Consider the following 7,990-nt stretch of genomic DNA (forward strand, 5'->3'; position numbering starts at 1 on the left):
AACGAATCGTTCCATCCAAAGCTTGAATCACAGCCAAGCACGAATGAGAATCCTGAATCCCAACAGACCCTAGAACATTGTTCCACTTGAGCGTGGGCCTCGCGTTCAGCCGTCTACTTCGAGGCGGCGACCCCTTGCTGCGCGCTTTACCAAGACGATATGAGACATGGCGCATCCGCCGACGACGGCATAGTGCGTCTGCAAATCGCCAGTTCAAAAAGCCCAAGGAATCAATTCTTAATTGGGAGTAGCGATCATGCCTGCCAGAACCACCGTCGAAGCCTTCATTGCCCATGTGATTTCCGGCGACCACGTCGGCGCAATCCGCGACTGGTATCACGATGACGCGTGGACGCAGGAAAACCAAGCGCCGCCCCTCCAAGGGGGCCGGGAGGCGCTGATGAAGCGTGAGGCCGCGATGATGGAGCGCAGCCAATCGGTTAGAACCGAACTACTTGGCGGTCCGATGATTGAAGGCGACCAGGTTGCGATTCGCTGGCGCTTCACCTTCGTCTTCAAGGATGGAGGCAAACTGCAACAGGAAGAGGTCGCATGGCAAACCTGGCGAGGTGAGAAGATTGCCACAGAAACATTCTTCTATGACCCGGCACAGCGCGGTTGACACACGCTTGATGTGTCAACCCCGTCGTGTGGGGGGCCGCGCCGGGTCGTTATGTTTCCGCGTTGGCCTCATTGCCACCTGCCCTGCGCGCACGCGAAGTCTGGCCGCTGGTCTCTCGTGAGCATCACCGCCGCACAATCGCCGCCACCTGCGAGAGTCGGCCGCCGAGACCGTCGCCCTGCTTCCGCGCCATCCTGATCGTCCGCTTTCGGGAGGAGACAAGTAGTCCTGAAGGGCCGAGATGGGTCGCATGCTGGCGGGCGGCTCAGCAGCCGTTTCGGAGCGAGCTAGAGTTCCTTCCTGCCGATCACAATTTGACGTCAGCACAAACCGGTTGGCGTATGGTGTACCACCGTTTTGAACCGTCCATAGGGCGGCCCGGGTGATGGCGGTCCGAACGTTATTCGTCCCAACCCAGAACATTGGCCGGGATGTGGCGGTGTAAAGGATGACGCAAAATCATCAATTCGCGATTCTCTTTCCGTTGATGGTTGGCGTAGGCGCAGTCGTATGTACGATCTTCGTCCATGCGCTCGCGATGGTCGCGACGGTAAACCTCTTTCGCTATGAGAGGAAACGCGGGCGCGCAGGCAGCGGCGCCTTGATCGATCTTTCAATCCTGGCGCTGGCTATATCTTTCGCGTTCGTAGCGCACCTGATTGAGATCGCTTTATGGGCAGCGTTGCTCGTCCTCTGTGGAGAATTTAAAGAATTCGGAATCGCCTACTACTGCTCGGCGGTCAACTACTCGACTCTGGGCTACGGGGATGTGCTTCTGACCCCGTCGTGGCGGTTGCTGGGACCGCTGGAGGCAACGAACGGAGCGCTCATGTTCGGTGTTTCGGCCGCAATGGTCTTTGCTGTTATACAACGCTTGGTTCTGGCTAGGTTTGAGGATCTTAGGCACTGAGTATTTGTCAGAATCGTTGCTATCTTGACGTGCCTGGCGAACGAAAGGTGGATCGCCAAGATGATTGAATGTAAATCCGGTGGGCGGAGCGGCATCGGGCGCAAAGACAGAGAGGCGATATATGCCTGCACCGATCTCATCGATCCTGGTTTCCATGACAAGCTCTCCCAACAGTGACCTTACGGTCGATTAGCGGCCGAGTTGTGGATTTGCCGGATCGGCGGCTCCCTGCCAATACGCGACATCGTTCTGTCATCTCGTCGGCGCGCGGCATCCGGCATGGACACCTTATTCGGCACCGATATGTGCGCCTTTCTCAGCCACCGAACGCTTCATCAGCAGCACCGCAAGTATCGGCGCCAGCATCACCACGGCCAACAGCCAAAAGACATCGAAATAAGCAAGTGACGATGCCTGCTGCTGCCGCAAGTTCTCGAGCGCCTGCCAGGCCAGTTGCTGCGCTGCGGACGGGTCGCCGGTCTGCTGCAGGAACACTGCCTGGGCCTGATGGAGGAAGGAAGCCACATTAGCGTTGAAGGAATCAAGGGGCTCGCCAAGCCGCAGAGTGTGAAACTGGTCGCGGCGCTCCTGAATTGCCTGCGCCAGCGATGTCCCCACACTGCCTCCCTCGTTGCGAAGCAGACTGAGCAGACCGACCGCCGCTCCACGCAACAACGGTGGCGTATAGAGATAGGCCGCTACATTCGCAGGCGCAAAGCACATCGAGAGTCCGAAGACCAGCATCACCCGAGGCCAGACGACCTGGCCCGGGCTGATGTCGAGGTTCATTTGCGACATCCAGTAGTTTCCGACCGCCATGACCAGCAGGCCGGCGGCGATCAACCACCGGGCATCGGTCCCTCGGCCAAGTGCCAGGCCGACAAACGGCATTGCCAAAAGCGCGGCGAACCCAGCCGGCGACATGACCAACCCCGCGCTGAGAGCATCATAGCCGAACAGAGATTGAAGCAGGGCTGGCAACGATGTGCTGGCGGCGTAGAGGACTGCGAAAGCGCAAAAGATGATGAAGCAGCATGCAGCGAAATTTCGCTCCCGCAGGGGGCGGAAATTGACCACTGGGCTGGGGTGGCGTAACTCCCAGAAGATCAGCGCGGTCAGACCCACAACGACAAGAATTGCCAGTGTCTGCACACGCCAGAACGGATCGCTCAGCCAGTCCCACTCCTGTCCCTTGCTGAGCATCACCTCCCAGGAGACCATGACGATCACCAGGAGTGACAGGCCGAGTACATCAAAACGCAACGGCTGCCTTCTCAATTCCAAACGCTGCCTTGTGAGATAGTCCGGATCCCGGAGTAGCGCATAGCAGGCAGCAAGCGCCAGCAGACCGACCGGAACGTTGATGAAGAACACCCAGCGCCACGAATAACTGTCCGTGATCCAACCGCCAAGGGTCGGACCGACGACCGGCGCCAAAAGGGCAGCCAAGCCAAAGAGCGTCATCGCAATGCCTTGCTTCTCCTGCGGAAAGGCGTCCAGCAGCACGCTTTGGCTGGAAGGCTGAAGACCGCCGCCCGCCAGGCCCTGCATGACACGAAACACAATCAGCTGACTGAGGCTGGTTGCCATTCCACACAAGCCGGAGGCGAGGGTGAAGACGGCGATCGACAGCAGGAAGTAGTTGCGGCGACCGAGATGCGCCGACAGCCAGCCGGTAATCGGCAGGATGATGGCGTTGGCGGCGAGGTAGCTGGTGATGACCCATTCGCCGTCGTTGACGGTCGCCGACAGGCCGCCGGCGATATATCGCAGTGCGACCACAGCGATGGTGGTGTCGAGCACCTCCATGAAGGTCGGTATTATGACGACGGCGGCTACAAGCCACGGGTTCACCTCTGTCGGGGATCTGGAGGGTGAAAGTGCCAACTCGGTCATTTGTCGACACCCGGTGGGCTCGCAGCCGGAGCGCCGGCCGGCGATGGTTGCATGTTGCTTTGAAGGAACTTCCCGGCATCGGGTCCGGTGGGTGGCTTGTTGATATTGACGTATGGAACGACCGATGTGCCGATGAACAGAGGGGTCTTGTCCGGGTCGTATCCTTCAAGCTCGATCCGAACCGGGAGTCGCTGGACGATCTTGACGAAGTTGCCCGTGGCATTCTGCGCCGGGAGCAATGCGAGCGTCGATCCGGTCCCCATGGTGAAGCCCGCGATACGGCCCTTGAAGACCTGTTTGCCGCCGTACATGTCGACATAGAGATCGGCAGCCTGACCGATCCGCAAGTCGCGCAACTGCGTCTCCTTGAAGTTGGCATCGACCCAGATCTCGCCGAGCGAGCGGATCGCCATCAAGTTCTGCCCGACCTGGACATCATTGCCGGGATTGACATTCCGGCGCGTGACGACGCCGTCGATATCAGCGACAACGTCGCAATAGCGAAGGTCGAGTTCAGCCAGAGCGAGGTCGCGTTTGGTAGCCTCGAGCTTGGCCTCGGCTTGCTTGACGGCCGGCGCTTCCGCCGCCAGTCGATCGAAGGTGCGGTTGATGTCGCCTTGGGGGTCGGCGTTTTCGAACTCGTCGACCATCTGCTTCGGAGACTGGTTGTAGGAGTGGAGAACGCCGAGCTCAGCCGCTGTCTGAATCAGCGCTGCCTGCGCCTGCAGGACCGAAGAAAACGTCTGATCGAGATTGGGCGGTACCTGGTCGAGATCGGCGCTGTCTTCGGGCTTCTCCTGCAGGCCCAAAGAGACACGGATCTGATTCACATCCGCCAATGCCTGGACGACTCCGGCTTGGGCAATCGACAACGATGCCTGACGCTGATCATAAAGCTCGCGGCTTGCCGTATCAGTTTCGACCAGCTTCGACGTCCGGTCGAACTCCTGCTGCGCCAGTGTCAGTGTGGCCTTCGCCTTCCTGAGCGCGGCGACGCGAGCATGCAGGAGCGCTATCTGGTTTTCGACATTCTCTATCGCCTGTTGCAACTGCCAGCGCCGGCTCCTGGCCTGTGCTTCGATGCCGCGCACCGCGGCCTTGGTCGCCTGGAGATCCGCCTCTGCGGTATCGACGGCCGCCTTCTTCACTGCGACTGCGTCCCGGAACGGCTCCTTGTCCAGTTCAACGAGAAGATCTCCCTTGTGCACACGGTTGTTGTCATCCACCAAAACCCGGGCAACCTGGCCATGGACACGGGGAGCGACGAACGTCACGTGACCGTTCACGAACGCATCATCGGTCGAAACCGTGCTGAGCACGAACCGGATCCAGGGAATGCCATACACCGCGGCCGCAATGACCACAGCGCCGAGCACACCGATCAGCAACTTTCGCCGCCGTGTGAACCGTTGCTTCGCTGGTGGGGCGGGCGTCGAAACAGGATCTGCCTGCCGTAATTTCCCGTCACGATCGACCGTAGCGCCCGCTTTAGCTGTTGCGGGCGTGTCGACCGCAACTGACTCGTTGCCATGCTCGGTTATCTCGGGAGGCATTGGATATCCCTCCTAACGATTGTCTCTCAACGCAATCGGGTCGCGTTGATCGCCGACACTTATGCTTCTCGTTGTCGTGGTCGATCGACTGCAGCTCTATCTTTGCAAATGGATGCTCGGCGGGACTTCCAGCGCCATGACACTGGCTCAAAGCTCGGGGAACTGCTTGTTGTGGGTAGACGTCGTTAGCTCTTGCGAGCCACTACCTTGTCCCGTCGTGTCGCGGCGGGCCCGGGAAAAGCAGGTCGTTGGCTCGGGGCCAAAAGCCCGGCGTTGACCGGCGGCCGGTGCGTTCCATTTACCCAGCTTACCACCAACATGTCGGAATTGGCACGCCCAACTTTTACTCAGATCAGAACATCACATGGGAACCGTATCCATTCTGCACGTCGGGACAGACCGGGTAATGCCAGAACCAACCTTTCCTGGAAGGCATGGGACCGAATGTCTGTTGAGGGTCACAAACGGCCGTCGAGACTTCGCTGCTTCATGTCCGCTCTGACCCCAAGAGCCGATGTGGCAAAGGCCTAAGCGGTAGTCGTCGGCCTCAAGCCAGAAGCGGATGTTTTCCAGGGAATCCCGAGCGCCGCGGCCATGGCGTTTCTTTGGTTGCCGGTAACAGCTCACTCGTGGTGATATCGTTTCATGAGTCCATCCGTACGATCGCCCGCCACGAGCGGCCTGCGCATCCGGACGATGCGGCCGGACGAAATCTCTATTGCCCTGGATTGCGCGGCGGCCGAAGGCTGGAATCCGGGCCTCGCCGACGCTGCCTGCTTCGCCGCTGCCGATCCGGAAGGCTTCTTCATCGGCGAACTCGATGGCGCTCCGATCGCGACCGTCTCCTGCGTCAATTACGATGAGAGCTTCGCGTTTCTCGGTTTCTACATCGTGCGAAAAGACCTGCGCGGCCGTGGCTACGGTCTGCGCATATGGAACGCGGCCATTGCGCACGCTGACCGACGCGTGATCGGGCTCGACGGCGTGGTGGCGCAGCAGGAGAACTACAGGAAGTCCGGGTTCGAGTTCGCTTATGCCAACGTCCGTTACGGCGGCACCGTCGCGGCTCCGGATGCGCCGCAGGCAAATGTCGTCACGCTCGCCGACGTCCCGTTGGCGAGCGTGGAGGCGTATGACGCGACGGTGTTTCCGGCTCGGCGCACTGCGTTCCTGCGCGCCTGGATCGGCTCGCCCGGGCATGTCGGTTGCGCGCTCGTGCGCGATGGCGGGCTTGCCGGCTGGGGCGTGATCCGTCCGTGCCGGAGGGGCCGCAAGATCGGCCCGCTCATGGCCGACGACCGCGCGAGCGCCGAGGCAGTTCTGTCGGCTTTGCTGGCCCGCGTGGGCGACGGCGAGATCTTCCTCGACGTTCCCAGCATCAACTGCGACGCTGTCGCGCTGGCGCAAGACTTGGGCCTTGCGCCAGTGTTCGAGACCGCGCGCATGTATACCGGCGCAATACCGCCATTGCGACTGGAGCGGATATTCGGCGTCACTACCTTCGAGCTCGGATAGCGCAAACGCCTCTGCCTCAAATGGACGCGATAGCCAAGGCTCGAGGCTTTGGGCCGGGTCAGTCGTAGGCTACTCTGGTATCGGCTGGGCCTTTGGGATAGGTCCTTATGCCGTCGGGCCGGCTGCGGAAGCGGTGCCCAATCGAATTGCAATCCGAAGGAGTGATGACATCATGAAGCGCCGTACGTTTCTCACAGGCAGCGCCGTGGCCGGCGCGACGACGCTGGTTGCGGCACCTGCGATCGCGCAGTCGATGCCCGAGATCAAGTGGCGCTTGACGTCGAGCTTTCCGAAGTCGCTCGATACCATTTACGGCACGGCCCAGACCTATGCGAAATACGTGGCAGAGGCCACAGACAACAAGTTTCAGATCCAGACTTTTGGGGCTGGCGAGATCGTGCCCGGCTTGCAGGCGCTTGACGCCGTGAGCGTCGCGTCCGTCGAGATCGCGCAGACGCCGCTTTATCTCTACATCGGCAAGGAGCCGGTGCTTGCCTATGCGACGGGCGTGCCCTTTGGTATGAACCATCGCCACCAACATTCCTGGTGGACATTCGGCGGCGGTGCCGAACTCTGCGCCGAAGCCCTGAAGCCTTTCAAGGTGCATGCCATCCTGTGCGGCAACTCCGGCACGCAAATGGGCGGCTGGTTTCGCAAGGAGATCAAGACGGTCGATGATCTCAAGGGCCTCAAGTTCCGCATCGCGGGCATGGGCGGCCATGTGCTCGCAAGGCTCGGTGTCGTGCCGCAGCAGATCGCTGGCGGTGATGTGTATCCAGCGCTCGAGAAGGGGACGATCGATGCCGCGGAGTTCGTCGGTCCCTATGATGACGAGAAGCTCGGCTTCTACAAGGTGGCGAAGTACTACTACTTCCCCGGTTGGTGGGAAGGAGGCGCCATGCTGCACATGATCGTGAACGACGAGAAGTGGAATGCGCTTCCCAAGCAATACCAGGCGATCCTCACCCAGGCCGGGTCGGCAGCAGGCGCCTGGATGCTTGAGAAGTACGACAGCGTAAACCCCACGGCCCTGAAACGGCTTATTGCGAACGGAACGGAGCTGCGCGCGTTTCCGCAACCGGTCATGGAGGCCAGCTACAAAGCCACCCAGGACTATCTGAACGAGATTGCCGAGAAGAGCCCGCTCTCCAAGAAAACAAAAGAGAGCCACGACGCGTATATGAAGGACGTGCTTTTCTATACGCAGATCGCGGAAAACTATTACGACAACTATCTGCTCAGCAAAATACGCAAGGGCTGATTTCGCCCGATCTCGCCCAGAACAGCTTCGGGTCTGATTGAATCAGAACCGAAGCTGTTGATTCTTGTTTTGACGCACTTCCTGCGCAGATAAGTTTAAGCAATCTGCGTAAACTTGATTGCTATGCGAACCGGTGTCCACTTCGCTCCAAAACGCCCTAGTGGTTCATCACAGTGATTTTGACGTTTTGATACCGAGCCATTCGAGGATCGGCAAGTTTTCGGGTGGCAGGA

The 7,990-nt window shown here is 59.9% G+C and carries 6 protein-coding genes; 4 read left to right on the forward strand and 2 right to left on the reverse strand.

Annotated elements, in window-relative coordinates:
- The first annotated feature begins 256 nt into the window (after nucleotides 1–256).
- Complete coding sequence (locus AAFX91_RS36500) at nucleotides 257–622, forward strand: nuclear transport factor 2 family protein (RefSeq protein WP_130577571.1); 366 nt, start codon at nucleotides 257–259, stop codon at nucleotides 620–622.
- Between the two features lie 448 nt (nucleotides 623–1,070).
- Nucleotides 1,071–1,532 (forward strand): ion channel, encoded by a 462-nt coding sequence (locus tag AAFX91_RS36505; protein WP_130577570.1) that lies wholly within the window; start codon nucleotides 1,071–1,073, stop codon nucleotides 1,530–1,532.
- Between the two features lie 288 nt (nucleotides 1,533–1,820).
- Here AAFX91_RS36505 and AAFX91_RS36510 read toward each other — a convergent pair whose 3' ends face one another.
- Nucleotides 1,821–3,428 carry a DHA2 family efflux MFS transporter permease subunit gene (locus AAFX91_RS36510; protein WP_394569744.1) on the reverse strand — a complete coding sequence of 536 codons (1,608 nt, stop codon included), beginning with the start codon at nucleotides 3,426–3,428 and terminating at the stop codon, nucleotides 1,821–1,823.
- Nucleotides 3,425–4,816, reverse strand: coding sequence for an efflux RND transporter periplasmic adaptor subunit (locus AAFX91_RS36515; RefSeq protein ID WP_394569745.1), 1,392 nt, complete (start codon nucleotides 4,814–4,816; stop codon nucleotides 3,425–3,427). Before AAFX91_RS36515 ends, AAFX91_RS36510 begins: the two co-directional genes overlap by 4 nt.
- Nucleotides 4,817–5,626: 810 nt before the next feature.
- On the opposite strand from AAFX91_RS36515, the gene AAFX91_RS36520 reads away from it, so the two are divergent.
- Nucleotides 5,627–6,496 carry a GNAT family N-acetyltransferase gene (locus tag AAFX91_RS36520; protein ID WP_394569746.1) on the forward strand — a complete coding sequence of 290 codons (870 nt, stop codon included), beginning with the start codon at nucleotides 5,627–5,629 and terminating at the stop codon, nucleotides 6,494–6,496.
- 172 nt (nucleotides 6,497–6,668) lie between these two features.
- The gene (locus tag AAFX91_RS36525) at nucleotides 6,669–7,757 is read left to right on the forward strand and encodes a TRAP transporter substrate-binding protein (protein WP_394569747.1); all 1,089 of its coding nucleotides are present in this window, start codon (nucleotides 6,669–6,671) and stop codon (nucleotides 7,755–7,757) included.
- Nucleotides 7,758–7,990 lie beyond the last annotated feature (233 nt).

Source organism: Bradyrhizobium sp. 31Argb, from assembly GCF_043638955.1.
Classification (GTDB): Bacteria; Pseudomonadota; Alphaproteobacteria; order Rhizobiales; family Xanthobacteraceae; genus Bradyrhizobium.

What these genes read in the sequence shown, in the direction of transcription:
- AAFX91_RS36500 (WP_130577571.1), top strand. Translation starts at nt 257, where the DNA reads ATGCCTGCCAGAACCACCGTCGAAGCCTTCATTGCCCATGTGATTTCC.
- AAFX91_RS36505 (WP_130577570.1), top strand. Translation starts at nt 1,071, where the DNA reads ATGACGCAAAATCATCAATTCGCGATTCTCTTTCCGTTGATGGTTGGC.
- AAFX91_RS36510 (WP_394569744.1), bottom strand. Translation starts at nt 3,428, where the DNA reads ATGACCGAGTTGGCACTTTCACCCTCCAGATCCCCGACAGAGGTGAAC.
- AAFX91_RS36520 (WP_394569746.1), top strand. Translation starts at nt 5,627, where the DNA reads ATGAGTCCATCCGTACGATCGCCCGCCACGAGCGGCCTGCGCATCCGG.
- AAFX91_RS36525 (WP_394569747.1), top strand. Translation starts at nt 6,669, where the DNA reads ATGAAGCGCCGTACGTTTCTCACAGGCAGCGCCGTGGCCGGCGCGACG.